The organism is Paeniglutamicibacter sp. MACA_103, assembly GCF_045798555.1.
Taxonomy (GTDB): domain Bacteria; phylum Actinomycetota; class Actinomycetes; order Actinomycetales; family Micrococcaceae; genus Paeniglutamicibacter.
In genome coordinates this window covers 58,388-74,960 of the sequence record NZ_JBIXLN010000025.1, presented here as the reverse complement: position 1 = coordinate 74,960, position 16,573 = coordinate 58,388, and the positions used below count along the sequence as shown (strand labels likewise).

The window sequence follows — 16,573 nt, the reverse complement described above, 5'->3', positions numbered from 1 at the left end:
GGGAGGGGTGCGATCGGTCAATGCCGGACCGCGAGCGGTTCCGGTGCCGGGCAGCCGTCTATTTGGTTTGGCGGCGGACCTTGAGCAGCACCAGAACGACCATGCCGATTCCGGCAAGGGCGAGGATCGTCCAGATCAGGCCGGCGGGCATGCCTGCCATGGGCTGGCTGTCCGCGGTGTCGTCGGCGGTCGCGGCGGTTTCGGCCGCCGGTGCCGGTGCCGCGGCCGGCGCGCTGGCGTCGGGGGCCTTGGCGGTTGCCGGTGTGGAGCCGGCGACCTCTGCGGGGTCCTTGACCTCGAAGTCGATGTCCTTGGCGATCGGGTGGCCGTCGGAGGACACCACGCGGGCAACCAGCGTGTACGTGCCGTTGGCCAGCGGGGCCTCGGGGGTGACCGTGACGTCGCGGCGGTCGATCGCGAAGGTGGTCCCGATCTTCTGCCCGTCGGCAGCGTTCAGCTCGAGGATGGTGCCGATCTTCTTGATGTCGCCGCTGAAGGTGAGCACGAGGTCCTTCGGGGAACTCTTTAGCACCTCGCCGCTGGCCGGCGTGGAGGCAATCAGTTCGTCGTGCGCCTGCGCGCCGGAGACGCCGAAGACGGTCATCAGGCACAGCAACACGGCGGCAAAGAGCACGCCGATCCGGGTGGCGGTGCGCGGGGTTTGGATTACATGGGTCATGGGTCTTGTGGTCCTGTCTTTCACGGCACGACTACGCCGCGATCGTGGTGTGGGGCTTTTACGAGAAGGCGAAAGCGGGACCACGCGGAGGACCGCGGCGATGCAGGGCGGGGCGCAGCACGTCCCGGAGCACCAATGACCGGTAAGGGACACCGAGGAGCGGCTGCTTGCCGCGCACGGACGGCAGGGGGCGAATGAACAAGACCAGTCGCGGCACGTACAGGGAGAGAACGTCGGCCAAGGCACGGGCGGCGATTTCGCCACGACGCAGCGCCACGACAGTCACCGCCGCCGCAAGTAGGTGCGCCAGCGGCATCAGCCAGGAAGCCGGTGCATCGGCGGCGGCCGCTGCGGCCACGGAGGGATCCACGTTCAGCGTCAGCGTGTGTGCAGCGTGCCCGGCGAGACTGGCGCTTTCATTGAGGAGTCCGGAGGCCTGGTGTTGGTGGCCGAAAAGCGCAAAGGCCCCGTGGTAGGCACCTTGGCTCAGCATCACGGCCAGGGAGGTGCGCAGCAGCGAGATCCGGCTGGAGGCCAGTGCCGTGCAGATAACGGCGCCGATGCACAGCAGGAGTCCCAGAACCGGCAGCGGCGGCAAGCCGCCGTCGACGAGGGTGTGGGAGGCAGCCGCAAGGCAAGTGCATAGGAGCGCACCGATCCAGCCACGCACGATGCGCAGGCCGTGATTCTTCATGCCGTGATTCCTCCACCAAGGGATTCCGAGGTCTTGCCTACAAGTTCCAGCAAACATTCTACGGGGTTCTACTGACCGTAGAACCCAGAGTTCGATTCAGGGCCCCCGTTAACGCCAAACCGCCCCCTGGCATTCGGTCCGTGGACCGATGCAGGGGGCGGCTTGAAAGCTGTTGCGCGGGGCGCAGACTACTTGCCGGTGACGGCAGCCTTCAGCTTCGAGCCAGCGGTCAGCTTGACCGAGTGGCCAGCCGGAATCTGGATGGCTTCGCCGGTCTGCGGGTTGCGGCCGGTGCGTGCTGCACGGTCGGTGCGCTCGACTGCGAGCCAGCCCGGGATCGAGACCTTCTCGCCCTTGGAAATCTGGGAAACGAATACGTCGAACACTGCATCCAAAACACCGTTGACGGCTACCTGGGAGTTGCCGGTCTTCTCGGCGACAGCTGCAACAAGTTCACTACGGTTCATAGCCAAAGTATGTCCTCCTGGACTTCTCTTCCCGCCCGGTATCGGCGCGGGTCGCCTCGCATTCGCGGGGACTTCTGTGTGAGAACTTACCAAATGTTCCTGCGCGAAACGCCCGAATTGGGCCGAATTCCCGGGAATTTTTTGAACTTTGACAGGTTTTTCGCGTTCAGCGACAGTTTTTGCCCTCAAAGAGAGACGAACAGCACGCTCGGGCTCCGAGGTGCCCTCGGACTTGTCCGACACCGCAGGAGTCCGTTTTCGCTCCGTTTGCGACCCCTGGCGGGGGCGGTTCGGCCCCACGCAAAGGTGGCGGGGACGACGTCCGGCCTCGGCCAGGCATCGAAATTCCGGTGGCGGATTTCACGGCGTCCCAGATGGCCTTCGCCGCGTCCGGGTCCGTGGTGATCGATGCGGGCCCGGACATTGGCTAACGCCCGTTGTCCCAGCCACTCGGGTCCTATGACACCGGTTCCGCGACGGGGAAGGCTTCCGGGATGCGCGCCCAGGGTACGGATGCTTTTCAACGACCACCGCGGCCTGCGGCAGAGCTCGACGGCGAAGTCCCGGAGCATGATCTTCGATCGTTCATACGCAAGCCACGACGGATAGGTTCTCAGCGGTTGTGCCGGTGGGTCCCTGCTTGGTGTCGGCAGATGAAATAGCCGATGCCGGAGCACAGCGCCGCAGCGGCGGTCAGCAGCCCCCATAGCGGATCCAGGCTCAGGGCAATTGCTGCAGCAACCAGAAGCAGCAGGGTTGCGATACCGAAAAGCGCCTTCATACGCCACAGCCTACCGACGCGTGGTGTGGGCGAGGTGCCGGCAGGCAAGGAGTGCGGCAAAACGGCATGGGGTGCGTGCCGCTGGTAGTCGTTGCCCCGTTGCCGCGCCCTCGTTAGTGTTGGTACGGAACCGCTTTGAAAGGTGTGCGCCACCCATGGCCCGACGCAATCTCGACGAAAACAGTGAGGCATCGCTGCGTTCGGCCCGCTATCGCCTGGACCGGGACATTGCCGAGGAACACGTCCCCGCCGACGAATACGCCCAGCGCACCGGGAAGACCTTTGGCGAGAAGGAAGATGCCGCTGCCGCGATCCCACGTTTCCTCGCCGAGGACGATGTCTGGGAGGTCGCCAACAGTGCCTTGGATGCCGCGTTCGCGCGCGGAGATTTCGACAACCTTGCCTACGCCGGCAAACCCATACCCGGCCTTGGCGCCACCACGGATCCGGACTGGTGGGTCAAGGGGCTCATCGAGCGAGAGAAAATCACAGGGCTCGGTCCCCCTGCCTTGATGCTGCGCAAGGAAGACGATGAGCTTGAGGCGGCCCTCGACCAGCTGGCCAGCCCGGCCGCCGTGCGGGAACTGCTTGAGGACTTCAATGCCCGTGTCCTCGATGCTCGTCGCCAACTGCTCGGCGGACCTCCGGTGATTACGCCCCTGCGGGATGTCGAAATCGAAATTGCCGAATGGAAATCACGGCGATCTGCCGCGGCGCAGGAACAGGAAGTCTCGGTTGAGCCACGACGTACCGGGTGGTTCGGCCGCTGGTTGGGTTCCCGCAAAACGTCCTAGCCTCCCGCGGTTTTGCATCACCAGGTGCCTGGCCATCGCTGGATTTCCGGCCGATCGTTGCACCGCACCGGCAGAATTTAAGGTCGAGCAAACTTGAAGGCCGAGCAACCCATCGGCTCGTTAAATGGCCAAAGGCCCCAACCGAAACGGTTGAGGCCTTTGACAGCTTCTGGAATTTACCAGGAAGACTTGGTGATGCCCGGAAGCTCGCCACGGTGTGCCATGTCGCGGAAGCGAACACGGGAGATACCGAACTTCTGGAGCGTACCGCGGGGGCGGCCGTCGATGGCGTCGCGGTTGCGAACGCGGACCGGCGATGCGTTGCGGGGCAGCTTCTGCAGGCCCAAGCGGGCCTCTTCGCGTGCCTCGTCGGTTGCGTTCGGGTCAACCAGGGTCTTCTTCAAGGTTGCACGCTTTTCGGCGTAACGCTCAACGATGACCTTGCGCTGGTCGTTCTTAGCAATCATGGACTTCTTGGCCATCTTTAGCGCTCCTCTCGGAATTCGACGTGCTTGCGGACTACCGGGTCGTACTTCTTCAGAACCATGCGGTCTGGGTTGTTACGACGGTTCTTACGGGTCACGTAAGTGAAACCGGTGCCGGCGGTCGACTTGAGCTTGATGATGGGACGTACGTCCTTATCCTTTGCCACTAAATCTTCACACCCTTTGCAATGAGTCCGGTTACAACGGCGTCGATACCGCGAACGTCAATGAGCTTGATGCCCTTTGCCGACAGGGTCAGCGTGACGTTGCGGCGCAGGGACGGAACCCAGTAGCGCTTCTTCTGGATATTCGGGTCGAACCGACGCTTGTTGCGGCGGTGCGAGTGGGAGATGCTGTGTCCGAAGTTCGGAACTGCACCAGTCACCTGGCATACTGCTGCCATGATCACTCCTCAGTTGTAGTAAATATTGGCGGTACTCGTTTTACAGATACAGCGGAAACTGCTGCCTCTGAATCTGCGTGTAAGAGTCCCGCCACCAGTTGTGACACCGTTATTACTGCACACTTTGAAGGTAACCAGGCTGGGTGAGAACCAACCGAAGCGCCTTGATTAGCGTGAAAGACGGTGAACCTCGCGGTCGGTGAGTATTTTTCCCTACTCAATTGACCACGATATTCGGTTTTACGGGTAACCGCGCAAACCCGATTGGGCATGCACGACTTAACGCCTAATCATTCTAGGCGATTAACACATCGGCAGCCAAATCGACAACAGGCCTTTTGGCGTTCCGTGCATGCGATCTGCCTCACTCCCGCGTGCGGCCGCACCGCCACGGGGCCGATTGGCCCGGTCGCTTGCTACCGCAGGATCCAGTGTTCGGGATTAAGCCTGCCCACGAGCTTCCGGCCGATGCGCGCCAATTCCGCGACATCGTGGTCGTCAAGTCCCTGAAAAATCAGCTTCTGCACGGATTCGACGTGTTCGGGGGCCAGCGAAACGACCGTGTCCCAGCCTTCGTCCGTGAGCTTGGCGATGGTCACGCGGGCATCCTCGGCGGACCTGCTGCGTTCAACCCATCCGCGGCTCTCAAGCTTCTTGACCACGTGGGAAAGCCGAGAAAGCGAGGAGCTGCTGCGCGATGCCAGCTCGCTCATGGCCAGGATGTGCTCCGGTGCCTCCGACAGCATCGCCAGCACGGTGTAGTCGAAGAGGGTGATCTTCGCCTGGACCTGAAGCTCGCTGTCGAGAGCGGCGGGCAGCAATGTCGTGACCGACACCAGGGCCAGCCAGGCTTCTCTTTCCACGGGCGTCAGCCACTTCGGTTCAGTCATGGGCACTATCTTTCCATAGGCCCGGCCAGCTTTCCCCCTTCCGGCCCCTTGTCACCGGTGGTTAGTGGCACAAATCGCGTGCCCGGCTCGGCCTAGCGCGCGGCGAGTGCCTTTCGCCGGCGGTAGGCAATGACCTGTGAGGTCACCACCACCACGAGCGCAAGGATGAACATCGCCGATCCAATGACGTTGGCCTGGGCCGGAATGCCCCGGGTGGCCGAGACATAGATGAACTTCGGGAAGGTCGAGAAGTTTCCGGAGTTGAAGTTGGTGATGATGAAGTCGTCAAAGCTCATCGCAAAAGATAGCAGCGCCGCGGCGACGATGCCTGGAAGCAACAGCGGGAAGGTCACCTTCCAGAAGGTGGTGAACGGGCTGGCGTACAGGTCGGAGGCGGCCTCCTCGAGTCGCGGGTCCAGCGAAGACACCCGGGCCCTGACCGTGACCACCACAAAGGACATGCAGAAGATGATGTGGGAAATCACGATGGTGCTGAACCCAAGTTCCCATCCCAGGTTCAGGAACTGGGCCAACAGGGAGGCTCCCAGCACCACCTCGGGCGTGGCCAGGGGCAGGATGATCAGCAGGTCCGCGGTGTTGCGGAACCTGAATTTGTAGCGCACCAGGCCCAGGGCCACGCAGGTCCCGAGCACCGTGGCGAAGAGGGTGGCAACCACGCCGATCTGCAGCGAGTTCACCAGCGATTCGCACACGTTGGGGGCGCCGCAGGGATTCTTCCAGTTATCGAGGGTGAATCCGCGCCACTCGAGGTTGGTGCGCCCGGCATCGTTGAACGAGAAAACGAAGATGTAGGCAATCGGTACCAGCAGATAGATGAAGGCCAGGCCCCCGGCGACCGGAATGAACCAGCGCCCAAATTTTTGTCTCATGCCGAGCCTTCCTAGAACAATTCCTTGGTGCCGAAGCGCTTGATGTAGATCATGACCAGCGCAAGGATCAGGACCATGAGGATGAAGCTCAGCGCCGAGGCCCCGGGGTAGTCGACCACCTTGAAGAAGCGCGAATCAATGATCTGCCCGATCATGGCCGTGTCCCGGTTGTTGCCCAGTAGGGCGGCGTTGACGTAGTCGCCGGCGGCCGGGATGAAGGTCAGCAGGGTGCCGGCAAATACGCCCGGCATCGACAGCGGCAGCGTCACCTTGAAGAAGGTGGTCAGCGGGCTCGCGTAGAGGTCCCCCGAGGCCTCCAGCAGGTTGGTGTCCAGCCTGTCCAGGTTGGCGTAGATCGGCAACATCATGAACGGCAGGAAGTTGTAGGTCAGGCCGCACACCACGGCGAAGGCGGTGGCTGTGAGGTGGCCGTCGGCCGGCAGGATCGCGATGGCCCGCAACACCGTGACCACGGGTCCCTCGTCGGACAGGATCTGTTTCCAGGCCTGGGTGCGCAGGATGAAGCTGGAGAAGAATGGCGCGATCAGCAGCACCAGCAGGATCCCCTGCATCAGCTGCCGCCCGCGGAGGCGAACCGCCACGAGGTAGGCCATGGGGTAGCCGATGAGCAGGGCCGCGACGGTTGCGATGAGCGCGAAGAGGAACGAGCGCAGGAAGACGTCCCAGTACGCGCCGATGACCGTGGCGTAGTTGCCGAATTCGAGGGCCGGGACAAACTCGCCGATCTCGGCGCCCGGGGGCCGGGCATAGAGCGACATCCCCAGAAGCACCAATACCGGTGCCGCGAAGAACAGGGCCAGGACGGCCATGCCGGGAATGATGAGGTACAGGCCGACCCTGCCCTTGCGCCTCTCGGCGACGAGTTCTTCCTCGCTGCGCAGGTCCTGGGGGGCCCGGTTCTTCCGCCCGCGGGTACGGGCCGCGGTGGAGGTCATACCGCGTCCTGCCCCTCGGTGGTCCTTTCGGACCCGTCAAGGCCGAAGGAGTACTCCGGTTCCCAGGTCATGCGCACGGTGTCCCCGCGCTGCGCCGGTGCCTGGCCCATGTTCTGCGAGAACGTGGCGATGGTGCCGATGCCCGGGACCTCGACCAGGTATTCGGTGCTGACCCCGGTGAACGAGGCGTCAAGCACGGTGCCGGTGAGCATGTTGGCGCTGGGCGAGTAGTCGTCGGGCAGGTTCAATACCCGCATCTTTTCCGGCCGCACCCCCACCACGGCGGAACCGCTGTGGGCCACGGCCCGGTCCTTGGGCATGACCAGCCGGTGGCCCGCAACGTCCACGGCGACGGCGTCGCCAAGGTCCTCGGTGACGGTTCCGGGCATGAGGTTGGACTTGCCCAGGAAGTTTGCCACGAAGGCGGTCCTGGGCAGTCCGTACAAATCGCGCGGGGCACCCATCTGCTCGATCTTGCCCTTGTTCATCACCGCCACGGTGTCGGCCATGGTCATGGCCTCCTCCTGGTCGTGGGTCACGTGGATGAAGGTCAGGCCGACCTCGGTCTGGATGGACTTGAGCTCGACCTGCATTTGCCGGCGAAGCTTCATGTCCAGGGCGCCGAGCGGTTCGTCAAGCAGCAGCACGGCGGGACGGTTGACCAGTGCGCGGGCCAGCGCCACACGCTGCTGCTGCCCGCCGGAGAGCTGCATCGGCTTGCGCGAGGCCAGGTGTTGGAGTTCCACCATTTCCAAAGCGGCCTTGGCCCGGTCGACCGATTCCCTGACCCGCTTGCGCTTAAGCCCGAAGGCCACATTGTCGAGCACCGTCATGTGAGGGAAGAGGGCGTAGGACTGGAATACCGTATTGACCTCGCGCTGGAAGGACGGGAGCTTCGTGACGTCCTTGCCGCCGATGCTGATGGTTCCGCTGGTGGGTTGTTCGAGGCCGGCGATCATCCGCAGCGTGGTGGTCTTGCCGCAGCCCGAGGGTCCGAGCAGGGCAAAGAACGTGCCGCTGGGCACTGTCAGCGTCAGGTCGTCGACCGCGGTGAAATCCGAGAATCGCTTGGTGACATTACCCAGGTGTAGGTCGGCTCCGGACGATGCCATGGGCTGGGCCGCGTCCTTGATGGTGGTCGTTGTTGTCATTATCGGAGGCCAATCAATTGCTGGGACTTGTTGTGGCTCTGTATTTCGTTCCCCGCGCCGAATACATGCAGGGCGACGGATCGTGCGTAAATTTCACCTGCCGGTACAGCGGGATCCGCGGCCGCGGCATTACGCACCGATCGCGGTCTGGAACTGGCTGTTGAAGTTGGTTTCTTCCTCGGCACTCAAGGACCTGAAGACGTGTGCCTTGGCCAGGTCGGCTTCGGAGGGGAAGATCAGCGGGTTCTCCATCAGCTCGGGGTCGATCTTTTCCATCGCCTCCTTGGCACCTTGGACCGGGGAAATGAAGTTCACGTAGGCCGCCACCTGCGCAGCGATCTCCGGTTCGAAGTAAAAGTCCATCAACTTCTCGGCATTGGTCTTGCGGGGAGAGCCGACGGGAACCATGAGGTTGTCGCTCCACAGGGTGCCGCCCGCATCGGGGAGCACGAACTCCCACTGGTCGTCGTTCTCGAAGTTCATCTGCGTGATGTCGCCGCTCCAGACGATCCCGGCAATGGCGTCCCCGGAGATGAAGTCCTCCTTGTAGGAGTTGCCCTTGACCTGTCGGATTTGGCCGTTCGCGATCTGCTTGGAGAGCACGTCGGTGGCGGCGGCGAATTCGGTGTCGCCCCAGCCACTGGAGATTTCCACGCCGTTGTCGAGCATCAGCAGGCCCATGGTGTCGCGCATTTCATCGAGGACGGTGATGCGGCCCTTCAGGTCCGGGTTCCACAGGTCGGAGACCGTGCGCAGCCCCTTGGGGTACTTGGCCTTGTTGTAGGCGATGCCGGCATAACCGCTTTGCCAGGTCAACGAGTTCTTGCGCCCCGGGTCGAAGTCGACGTCCTGGAGGCTCGGCAACAGGTTCTTGATGTTCGGGATGTTGGCGTGGTCCAGCTCCTGGGTGAACCCCTGTCGGATTACGCGACCGGCCATCCAGTCGGTCAGGGTCACGATGTCCTGGCCGATGTCCTGGCCCGCGGCGAGCTGCGCCTGGACCTTGCCGTAATAGGAGTCGTTTCCGTCGATGTCCTCGGCATAGTGAGTCTTGATTCCGGTGCGCTTGGCGAACGCGTCGAGGGTCGGGTAGTTCTTGGCCGCGTCGTCGTAATCCAGGTACAGGGTCCAATTGGCCCAGAAGATGTTCTTGTCGCTTTCGGACATGTCTGCCACCGCGGCGGCGGTGCTGTTGCCGGCGCTGCCTCCTGTGCCTCCGGTGCCGCAGGCTGCCAAAAACGCGGCGAGGCCAAGGCCTCCCGCACCGGCCAATAGCTTGCGGCGCGACAGCTGCATGCGCTGCGCCTGCAGGATCAGGGCCCTTATCGCTGGATCCCTGGGCAACTCACGCTGGTTTTGGTTGGACATTCTTGGATTCCCCTTCAGCTGGCGCAGCGTCTTCCCTTGACGCGCTGCGGTTGATCGTGACGCCCGTCACGCTCAACTCTTGACATGGATCATGTCAGCAACAGCGCTTTCTGACAATAGTTTTCGTTGACATACATTTCATGAACGATGGAATTCAACCGTCATATGACTCTTCCGCAACTGATTCCTTCGGGCTATGCTCGATCCCAAGCGGTGTGGTTGGTGCCACAGCGCGGAGCACGGACACCCGGTTGATCGATCAGGAGGTCGATAGGAAGTGACCCATTCCGCACCCAACGGAGCATCCAATGGATTCATCATGGATGAGACGTCCAAGGCAATTATTGAGCAATTGCAACAGGACGGACGCCGTTCCTACGCAGCCATCGGCAAGGCCGTTGGCCTGAGCGAGGCCGCAGTGCGGCAAAGGGTCCAGAAACTTGTCGATAGCAAAGTCATGCAGGTCGTGGCGGTCACCGATCCGCTGCAACTTGGCTTCAAGCGTCAGGCCCTGCTGGGCATTCGATCCACCGGCGACATCATCGCCACCGCCGACCGGATCGCGGCCCTGCCCGAGGTCGACTACTGCGTTGTGGTGGCCGGACCCTCGGACATCATTGCCGAAGTCATTTGCGCCAACGATGAGGACCTGCTTCGCATCATCACCGAAATCCGATCTGTGGAAGGGGTGCGTGAAACCGAAACGTTCATGTACCTCTCACTACGCAAACAGGAATACAACTGGGGTACCCGATGAGCATTTCAAGCACCACCGCCAGCACGGCAACCAGCACCACGCCCCTGGGCACGGACCGACAGTCCGCCGCCCGCGACCACCTATGGATGCACATGGCGCGCCACTCCCCCTTGCAGGAAGGCGCCCGCGTCCCGATCATCACCCGCGGGAAGGGCCACACGCTCTGGGACGACCAGGGCAAGAGCTATATCGACGGGCTGGCCGGCCTCTTTGTCGTCAATGCCGGCCACGGCCGGGCCGAACTCGCCGAGGCCGCGGCCAAGCAGGCGGAGAAGCTCGCCTTCATGCCGTTGTGGTCCTACGCGCACGAACCGGCCATCGACCTGGCCGAGCGCCTGGCCAATTACGCACCGGGAGACCTGAACCGCGTCTTCTTCACCACCGGCGGTGGCGAAGCGGTCGAGTCGGCGTTCAAGTTGGCCAAGCAGTACTTCAAGCTGCAGGGCAAGCCGGGCAAGCACAAGGTCATTTCCCGTGCGCTTGCCTACCACGGGACCCCGCAGGGCGCCCTGGCCATCACCTCGCTGCCCGGCATGAAGACTCCGTTCGAGCCCCTGGTCCCCGGGACCTTCCGGGTGCCGAACACCAACTTCTACCGGGCCCCGGAGCAGTTCGCGGACAACGAGAAGGACTTCGGGTTGTGGGCCGCCGAGCGCATCCGCGAGGCCATCGAGTTCGAGGGCGCCGAGTCCGTCGCGGCGGTCTTCCTCGAGCCGGTGCAGAACTCCGGCGGCTGCTTCCCGCCTCCCCCGGGCTACTTCCAGCGGGTACGCGAGATCTGCGACGAGTACGACGTGCTGCTGGTCTCGGACGAGGTCATCTGCGCCTTCGGACGCATCGGCTCGATGTTCGCCTGCGAGGATTTCGGCTACGTGCCCGACATCATCACGTGCGCCAAGGGCATCACCAGCGGCTACTCGCCGCTGGGCGCCATGATCGCCTCGGAGAAACTCTTCGAGCCGTTCAAGCACGGGGACACCACGTTCTACCACGGCTACACCTTTGGCGGGCACCCAGTGTCCACCGCCGTTGCCATGGCGAACCTGGACATCTTCGAGCGCGAGGGTCTGAACCAGCGCGTCAAGGACAACGCCCCGATCTTCAAGTCCACCCTGGAGAAGCTCAAGGACCTGCCCATCGTTGGGGACGTGCGCGGCGCCGGGTACTTCTATGGCATCGAGCTGGTCAAGGACAGGAAGACCAAGGAAACGTTCAACGACGAGGAGTCCGAGCGCCTGCTGCGCGGATTCCTGTCCACCGCGCTCTACGACGCCGGGCTGTACTGCCGCGCCGATGACCGCGGGGACCCCGTCATCCAGCTGGCTCCCCCGCTGACGGTGGGCCCGCCGGAGTTCGACCAAATGGAGTCGATCCTGCGTTCGGTGCTCACCGAGGCGGAAAACCACTTCTAAGGCACGTTCGGTCGCGCACAAGGGCGGGAGGCGACGAAAAATCGCCTCCCGCCCTTCGCATGTCCCCGACCAAGGTAGCGGCGGCCAGACTATTTCAGCTCGATCTCCACAAACACGAACTCGGAATCAGCATCGTTGAAGACATTGTGCTCGCTGCCGGCAACCCGGGTATAGGAAACACCGGCCTGTAAGGAATTGACCGCCACACCGTCCGTGGTTTCCAGGCCCAGTTCCCCGGTGGTCATAGGGACCACGACATAGTCGGTGGGATGGACGTGCCATCCGGTTTCGGTTCCCGGGGCGAAACGCCATTCGGTGACCCGCACCTGCTCATTGTCGATCTGGATGGTGGCTGTTGCGGCCACTCGCGTCTCGGGCATGTCTGACCTTTTCTCGGGCAATGGATGAAGAACCGGCATTCCCGGTTCATCCTGCCATCCCGGGCCGAGACCGACAACCGATGGCATCCGCGGCACCCGGTGCGTGGTCGGTGATCGCACGCAGGGTGGCCGGTGCCGCGGATGAGAGAAACCCACCCGCAGCACCGGCCATTGGACTGCAACGCCGGGCCGAGGCCAATTGGCCCTAGGCCCCGCGGGCCGACGCGAGACGGTTCAGGGCCAGGGCACCGACCAACAACCCGAAGTCGCGCAGGGCGACATCGAAGAATCCCGGCAGCACCAACAGGTTGACGATGATGCCCAGCAGCCAGAGGGCGACGACCAACGACCCGATCTTGGGGCGCAGGGCGACCAGGACGCCGGCAGCAATCTCCACGATGCCGACCACGTACATGAACACCTCCGGGCTGACCGGGATGACGTCGGTGGCCAAGGGAGCCAGGTACTGGGTCCAGTCGGTGAGCAGGTTGGTGAACTTGTCGAGCCCGAAGACGATCGGCGCCACGGTAAAGATGGTTCGCAAGAGCACGAACGCTTGGTGGTTGAGCTTGGCGCCGCGTTCGGTTGCAGCACCCACAGTGTGCGTGGCCATGGTTTCGGCCCTTCTCTCTAAAGTGATGATGCCTAATTTTAGAAACGTCCCAGGCTCTAAGTCAACAGTTGCTAGCTTTAGATTTACACTGGAGCCATGACGTTTCCACCAGGGGATCAAGGGCTCGCCGCCGTGGCCGCTTTGGCCGATCCTGTGCGCAAGGCAGTGTATGAATTCGTGCGCACCCGCGAGGCTGCCGTGGGACGCGACGAATGCGCCTCAGCCCTCGGATTGCCCCGCAACACCGTGGCCTTCCAGCTGGACAAGTTGGCCGACCAGGGCCTGCTTTCCGTGCAGTTCCGGCGGCTCAAGGGAAAAGGCGGCCCGGGTTCCGGGCGGCCCGCAAAGCTCTACGCGGCCGCGCATCTGGACGTGGCGGCCAGTGTGCCTCACCGCGAATACGCCTTGGCCGCAGACCTGATGGCCAGGGCCATTGAAAGGGCCGGGACCGAAGACCGGCCGGTCACGCCGGTCCTGGCCGAGGTCGCCCGCGAGGCCGGCCAGGTCATTGGCACGCGCGCCGGCTCGCTGACACAGGTGCTGGAGGAACACGGATACAGGCCAGAGGTCCGCGCGGACGGCTCGGTCGAGCTCCTTGACTGCCCGTTCCACCAGCTCTCCGCCAGCCACCGGGAGACCGTGTGCTCCATGAACCTCGAGCTGCTCACGGCGGTGGTCGACGGGGCAGAGGCACCGTACCGCGTCTGCCTTGATCCGCCCACGAACCAGCACCACTGCTGCGTGAGGCTTGATCCCCGCCAAGACTAGCCACGCCAGGCACCCAGAGAGCCCAACACCCCCCTATCGGCAACCGGTGCCCACGGCTAGGCTGACTTCAATACGTCAGGGCCTGTGAGTCCGCATGGCAGGCCCTTCGGTTTTCGACAGGGGAAGCGCCATGAGCATTGATGAACAGCACTCCGGTGAACGCGTCGATGAGAAGGTCGCGCGCGAAGTGGCCGAGGCCGCGCGCGAGCAACAATGGGAACGGCCCAGCTTCGCCAAGGGCCTCTACATGGGCGACTTCGACTGGAAGCTGATACACCCGCACCCGCAGCCAGACCCCGAAGCCTCGGCACGTGGCACTGCCTTCATGGCGGCCCTGCGCACGGCCATCAAGGACTTCGACCCGGGTGTCATTGAGCGAGAGTCCCGGATCCCCGACGAATACATCAAGGCCCTGCGCGAGGTGGGCGCCTTCGGCATGAAGATCCCCGTGGAATACGGAGGACTCGGCCTCAACCTCGCAGACTACGGCCGGGCCCTGATGCTCCTGGGCACCCTGAGCCCAAGCCTTGGCGCCCTGCTCTCGGCCCACCAATCCATCGGGGTCCCCGAGCCGGTGAAGATGTTCGGCACCGAGGAACAAAAACGGGCTTTCCTGCCCCGCTGCGCGGCCGGTGCCATTTCCGCCTTCCTGCTGACCGAAAACGACGTGGGCTCGGACCCCGCCCGGCTGGGCACCACCGCGACGCTCTCGGACGACGGACAAAGCTACCTCATCAACGGGGCCAAGCTCTGGACCACCAACGGGGTGGTTGCCGAGTTGCTGGTGGTCATGGCCGCCGTACCTGCCCGCCAGCTGCCCGACGGGACCACGACCCGCGGCGGGATCAGCGCCTTCGTGGTCGAGGCGGACTCCCCCGGCATCGTCGTGGAAAACCGCAACGCCTTCATGGGGCTGCGCGGCATCGAAAACGGCGTCACCCGGTTCCACGACGTCGAGGTTCCTGTCGAAAACCGCCTGGGCAAGGAGGGCGCCGGGCTGAAGATCGCCCTGAGCACCCTGAACACCGGCCGCTTGTCCATTCCGGCGATGTGCGCCGGAGCCGGGAAATGGTCGCTGAAGATCGCCCGCGAATGGTCAAACGCCCGCATCCAATGGGGCAGGCCCGTCGGGGAGCACGAGGCGGTCGGCAAGAAGATCGCCTACATCGCCGCCAGCACCTTTGCCCTGGAGGCGGTCTTCGAGCTTTCCGCCGCCCTGGCCGACGCCGGGATGAAGGACGTGCGCATCGAGGCCGCGCTGGCCAAGCTCTTCTCCTCGGAGGTCTCCTACAAGATCGCCGACGAGCTGCTGCAGATCCGCGGCGGACGCGGCTACGAGACCGCCGCCTCGCAACGGGCCCGCGGGGAACGAGCGGTTCCCGTCGAGCAGGCACTGCGGGACCTGCGCATCAACCGCATCTTCGAGGGCTCCACCGAGATCATGCACCTGCTCATTGCCCGTGAGGCCGTCGATGCCCACCTCAAGGCGGCCGGTGCGCTTGCCAACAGGGACTCGGACCTGCAGGCGAAGGCCAAGGCCGCCATGGGGGCCTCTGGCTTCTATGCCAAGTGGCTGCCTACCCTCGCCGTGGGCTCCGGGCTGCTGCCCAACTCCTATGCGGGGCACGGGCGGTTGGCCAAGTACCTGCGCTTCATCGAGCGGGCCTCGCGCCGCCTGGCCCGGCACACCTTTGCGGGCATGGCCAAATGGCAGGCGGGCATGGAACAGCACCAGGTGTTCCTGGGCAGGGTCGTCGACCTTGGCGCGGAACTCTTTGCCATGGCGGCCTGCATTTCCAGGGTGGAGCTCATGCGCACCACGGACCCGGCCAACGCGGCCTCGGCCGAACTGCTGGCCCTGGCATTCTGCGAACAGTCCGAGCACCGCTGCGAGGCCCTGTTCCGGGATTTGTGGGCCAACAGCGACAAGACCGATCGGAAACTGTCCAAGAAGGTGCTCGCCGGGGACTTCACCTGGCTTGAGGCCGGGGTGCTTGATCCATCGGAGGGCACCGGCGACTGGATCGCACCCTGGTCCACCGAGACATTGCCGGACCGAAGGCGCCCCTACGGCCGCTAGCCCAAGTCAAGCACCAGGCGTTGGCCCCTGCACCGCGAGACGCAGATCATCATGGTGTCCCCTGCCTCGCGTTCCTCGTCCGAGAGCAGGGAATCGCGGTGGTCGATGTCCCCGGAAACCACCGGGGTCTCGCAGGTGCCGCAGATCCCCTCGCGGCAGGAGTTCAGCGGGCTCATGCCGGCATTTTCCAGGGCCTGCAGGATGCTCACCCCCACCGGGACGCTGACCTCCGTCCCGTCGGTGCCCTGGACCGTGAATTCGTGGTCCCCCCGGTGCGGCGCCACGGCCGCGCCGGCCGTCTCGGGGTCCGCGGCAAAGCGCTCGAAGTGCAGGCGGGACGGGTCCTGCCATGACTCGGCCAGTGATTCGACCACCTTCAGCAGGGGCCCGGGACCGCAGGTGTACAGCTGGAAGCCGGCAGCAGGATCGGCCAGCAAGTCGGCCAGCGGGTAGAAGCCGCTCTCGTCGTCCGCGTGGATGTGCACCTTGTCCCCGTACACCGCCAGCTCGTCCAGGAACGCCATGTTCGCCCGGCTGCGGCCCAGGTACACCAGCTTCCAGGGCACACCCGCCGCGGCGGCGGCCCGCACCATGGGCAGGATCGGGGTGATGCCGATCCCGCCGGCCAGGAACACGTACTCCCCGGCTTGGGCCAGGGCGAAGTTGTTCTTGGGCCCGCGCACCTGGATCTTGGTGCCGGGGCGCAGTTCGTCGTGCACGTAGGCCGAGCCGCCGCGCCCCGCCGGTTCGCGCAGCACCGCCAGGCGCCACGAATCCCGCTGCCCGGGATCCGAGCAGAGCGAATATTGCCGGATCAATCCGTTGGGGAGCAGCACGTCGAGGTGCGCCCCGGCGCTCCATTCGGGCAGTGCCTGCCCCAGCGGGTGCCGCAGCTCCAGGGACAGGACGCCGTCGGACTCGCTGGTGGTGCGGTGGACTTCGGTTTCAAAGAATTCCAGGGTCGACATTGGTGTGTGCCCTTTCGAGGATGACGGGATGAATGGA

The 16,573-nt window shown here is 64.0% G+C and carries 20 protein-coding genes; 5 read left to right on the top strand and 15 right to left on the bottom strand.

Annotated elements, in window-relative coordinates:
• Positions 1-58: 58 nt before the first annotated feature.
• From ACIPVK_RS13120 to ACIPVK_RS13105, 4 genes are all read right to left on the bottom strand, one after another.
• Entirely contained in the window at positions 59-679 is a 621-nt protein-coding gene (locus ACIPVK_RS13120) for a copper resistance protein CopC (protein ID WP_407612421.1), read from the bottom strand.
• 58 nt (positions 680-737) lie between these two features.
• Entirely contained in the window at positions 738-1,373 is a 636-nt protein-coding gene (locus tag ACIPVK_RS13115) for a hypothetical protein (protein WP_407612420.1), read from the bottom strand.
• 188 nt (positions 1,374-1,561) lie between these two features.
• On the bottom strand, positions 1,562-1,846 hold the full coding sequence (locus ACIPVK_RS13110) for an HU family DNA-binding protein (protein ID WP_071212675.1): 285 nt from the start codon (positions 1,844-1,846) through the stop codon (positions 1,562-1,564).
• 607 nt (positions 1,847-2,453) lie between these two features.
• Complete coding sequence (locus ACIPVK_RS13105; RefSeq protein ID WP_407612419.1) at positions 2,454-2,621, bottom strand: hypothetical protein; 168 nt, start codon at positions 2,619-2,621, stop codon at positions 2,454-2,456.
• 155 nt (positions 2,622-2,776) lie between these two features.
• On the opposite strand from ACIPVK_RS13105, the gene ACIPVK_RS13100 reads away from it, so the two are divergent.
• Entirely contained in the window at positions 2,777-3,415 is a 639-nt protein-coding gene (locus tag ACIPVK_RS13100) for a DUF1992 domain-containing protein (RefSeq protein WP_407612418.1), read from the top strand.
• 176 nt (positions 3,416-3,591) lie between these two features.
• Here ACIPVK_RS13100 and rpsN read toward each other — a convergent pair whose 3' ends face one another.
• The 8 genes from rpsN to ACIPVK_RS13060 form a co-directional block, all read right to left on the bottom strand.
• Complete coding sequence (gene rpsN, locus ACIPVK_RS13095) at positions 3,592-3,897, bottom strand: 30S ribosomal protein S14 (RefSeq protein WP_132359221.1); 306 nt, start codon at positions 3,895-3,897, stop codon at positions 3,592-3,594.
• Between the two features lie 2 nt (positions 3,898-3,899).
• On the bottom strand, positions 3,900-4,067 hold the full coding sequence (gene rpmG / locus ACIPVK_RS13090) for a 50S ribosomal protein L33 (RefSeq protein WP_007270730.1): 168 nt from the start codon (positions 4,065-4,067) through the stop codon (positions 3,900-3,902).
• Entirely contained in the window at positions 4,067-4,303 is a 237-nt protein-coding gene (gene rpmB, locus ACIPVK_RS13085) for a 50S ribosomal protein L28 (protein ID WP_132359223.1), read from the bottom strand. Before rpmB ends, rpmG begins: the two co-directional genes overlap by 1 nt.
• A gap of 416 nt (positions 4,304-4,719) precedes the next feature.
• Positions 4,720-5,193 carry a MarR family winged helix-turn-helix transcriptional regulator gene (locus tag ACIPVK_RS13080; RefSeq protein WP_407612417.1) on the bottom strand — a complete coding sequence of 158 codons (474 nt, stop codon included), beginning with the start codon at positions 5,191-5,193 and terminating at the stop codon, positions 4,720-4,722.
• A gap of 92 nt (positions 5,194-5,285) precedes the next feature.
• Entirely contained in the window at positions 5,286-6,083 is a 798-nt protein-coding gene (locus tag ACIPVK_RS13075) for an ABC transporter permease (RefSeq protein WP_407612416.1), read from the bottom strand.
• An 11-nt stretch (positions 6,084-6,094) separates the two neighbouring features.
• A complete protein-coding gene (locus tag ACIPVK_RS13070; protein ID WP_407612415.1) occupies positions 6,095-7,039 on the bottom strand; it encodes an ABC transporter permease in 945 nt (314 codons plus the stop codon).
• A complete protein-coding gene (locus tag ACIPVK_RS13065; RefSeq protein ID WP_407612414.1) occupies positions 7,036-8,190 on the bottom strand; it encodes an ABC transporter ATP-binding protein in 1,155 nt (384 codons plus the stop codon). The genes ACIPVK_RS13070 and ACIPVK_RS13065 overlap by 4 nt, the downstream gene beginning before the upstream one ends.
• A gap of 129 nt (positions 8,191-8,319) precedes the next feature.
• On the bottom strand, positions 8,320-9,558 hold the full coding sequence (locus tag ACIPVK_RS13060; protein ID WP_407612413.1) for a PotD/PotF family extracellular solute-binding protein: 1,239 nt from the start codon (positions 9,556-9,558) through the stop codon (positions 8,320-8,322).
• Positions 9,559-9,877: 319 nt separating this feature from the next.
• Between ACIPVK_RS13060 and ACIPVK_RS13055 the strand changes: the two genes are divergently transcribed.
• Both ACIPVK_RS13055 and ACIPVK_RS13050 read left to right on the top strand, forming a co-directional pair.
• Complete coding sequence (locus ACIPVK_RS13055) at positions 9,878-10,315, top strand: Lrp/AsnC family transcriptional regulator (RefSeq protein WP_071213195.1); 438 nt, start codon at positions 9,878-9,880, stop codon at positions 10,313-10,315.
• The gene (locus ACIPVK_RS13050; protein WP_407612412.1) at positions 10,312-11,727 is read left to right on the top strand and encodes an aspartate aminotransferase family protein; all 1,416 of its coding nucleotides are present in this window, start codon (positions 10,312-10,314) and stop codon (positions 11,725-11,727) included. Before ACIPVK_RS13055 ends, ACIPVK_RS13050 begins: the two co-directional genes overlap by 4 nt.
• 89 nt (positions 11,728-11,816) lie before the next feature.
• Here ACIPVK_RS13050 and ACIPVK_RS13045 read toward each other — a convergent pair whose 3' ends face one another.
• Positions 11,817-12,107 (bottom strand): cupin domain-containing protein, encoded by a 291-nt coding sequence (locus tag ACIPVK_RS13045; protein WP_407612411.1) that lies wholly within the window; start codon positions 12,105-12,107, stop codon positions 11,817-11,819.
• Between the two features lie 205 nt (positions 12,108-12,312).
• Positions 12,313-12,720 (bottom strand): hypothetical protein, encoded by a 408-nt coding sequence (locus tag ACIPVK_RS13040; protein WP_407612410.1) that lies wholly within the window; start codon positions 12,718-12,720, stop codon positions 12,313-12,315.
• A gap of 96 nt (positions 12,721-12,816) precedes the next feature.
• Between ACIPVK_RS13040 and ACIPVK_RS13035 the strand changes: the two genes are divergently transcribed.
• On the top strand, positions 12,817-13,488 hold the full coding sequence (locus tag ACIPVK_RS13035; RefSeq protein WP_407612409.1) for a helix-turn-helix transcriptional regulator: 672 nt from the start codon (positions 12,817-12,819) through the stop codon (positions 13,486-13,488).
• Between the two features lie 130 nt (positions 13,489-13,618).
• Positions 13,619-15,568, top strand: coding sequence for an acyl-CoA dehydrogenase family protein (locus tag ACIPVK_RS13030; RefSeq protein ID WP_407612408.1), 1,950 nt, complete (start codon positions 13,619-13,621; stop codon positions 15,566-15,568).
• On the opposite strand, the gene ACIPVK_RS13025 is transcribed toward ACIPVK_RS13030, so the two are convergent.
• Entirely contained in the window at positions 15,565-16,536 is a 972-nt protein-coding gene (locus ACIPVK_RS13025; protein WP_407612407.1) for a PDR/VanB family oxidoreductase, read from the bottom strand. The two genes, ACIPVK_RS13030 and ACIPVK_RS13025, sit on opposite strands and share 4 nt — an antisense overlap.
• Positions 16,537-16,573 lie beyond the last annotated feature (37 nt).

Bases quoted from the DNA above. Each gene is read 5' to 3' on its own strand.
- ACIPVK_RS13120 (WP_407612421.1), bottom strand. From the start codon at position 679: ATGACCCATGTAATCCAAACCCCGCGCACCGCCACCCGGATCGGCGTG.
- ACIPVK_RS13115 (WP_407612420.1), bottom strand. From the start codon at position 1,373: ATGAAGAATCACGGCCTGCGCATCGTGCGTGGCTGGATCGGTGCGCTC.
- ACIPVK_RS13105 (WP_407612419.1), bottom strand. From the start codon at position 2,621: ATGAAGGCGCTTTTCGGTATCGCAACCCTGCTGCTTCTGGTTGCTGCA.
- ACIPVK_RS13100 (WP_407612418.1), top strand. From the start codon at position 2,777: ATGGCCCGACGCAATCTCGACGAAAACAGTGAGGCATCGCTGCGTTCG.
- rpsN (WP_132359221.1), bottom strand. From the start codon at position 3,897: ATGGCCAAGAAGTCCATGATTGCTAAGAACGACCAGCGCAAGGTCATC.
- rpmB (WP_132359223.1), bottom strand. From the start codon at position 4,303: ATGGCAGCAGTATGCCAGGTGACTGGTGCAGTTCCGAACTTCGGACAC.
- ACIPVK_RS13080 (WP_407612417.1), bottom strand. From the start codon at position 5,193: ATGACTGAACCGAAGTGGCTGACGCCCGTGGAAAGAGAAGCCTGGCTG.
- ACIPVK_RS13075 (WP_407612416.1), bottom strand. From the start codon at position 6,083: ATGAGACAAAAATTTGGGCGCTGGTTCATTCCGGTCGCCGGGGGCCTG.
- ACIPVK_RS13070 (WP_407612415.1), bottom strand. From the start codon at position 7,039: ATGACCTCCACCGCGGCCCGTACCCGCGGGCGGAAGAACCGGGCCCCC.
- ACIPVK_RS13065 (WP_407612414.1), bottom strand. From the start codon at position 8,190: ATGACAACAACGACCACCATCAAGGACGCGGCCCAGCCCATGGCATCG.
- ACIPVK_RS13060 (WP_407612413.1), bottom strand. From the start codon at position 9,558: ATGTCCAACCAAAACCAGCGTGAGTTGCCCAGGGATCCAGCGATAAGG.
- ACIPVK_RS13055 (WP_071213195.1), top strand. From the start codon at position 9,878: ATGGATGAGACGTCCAAGGCAATTATTGAGCAATTGCAACAGGACGGA.
- ACIPVK_RS13050 (WP_407612412.1), top strand. From the start codon at position 10,312: ATGAGCATTTCAAGCACCACCGCCAGCACGGCAACCAGCACCACGCCC.
- ACIPVK_RS13045 (WP_407612411.1), bottom strand. From the start codon at position 12,107: ATGCCCGAGACGCGAGTGGCCGCAACAGCCACCATCCAGATCGACAAT.
- ACIPVK_RS13040 (WP_407612410.1), bottom strand. From the start codon at position 12,720: ATGGCCACGCACACTGTGGGTGCTGCAACCGAACGCGGCGCCAAGCTC.
- ACIPVK_RS13035 (WP_407612409.1), top strand. From the start codon at position 12,817: ATGACGTTTCCACCAGGGGATCAAGGGCTCGCCGCCGTGGCCGCTTTG.
- ACIPVK_RS13030 (WP_407612408.1), top strand. From the start codon at position 13,619: ATGAGCATTGATGAACAGCACTCCGGTGAACGCGTCGATGAGAAGGTC.
- ACIPVK_RS13025 (WP_407612407.1), bottom strand. From the start codon at position 16,536: ATGTCGACCCTGGAATTCTTTGAAACCGAAGTCCACCGCACCACCAGC.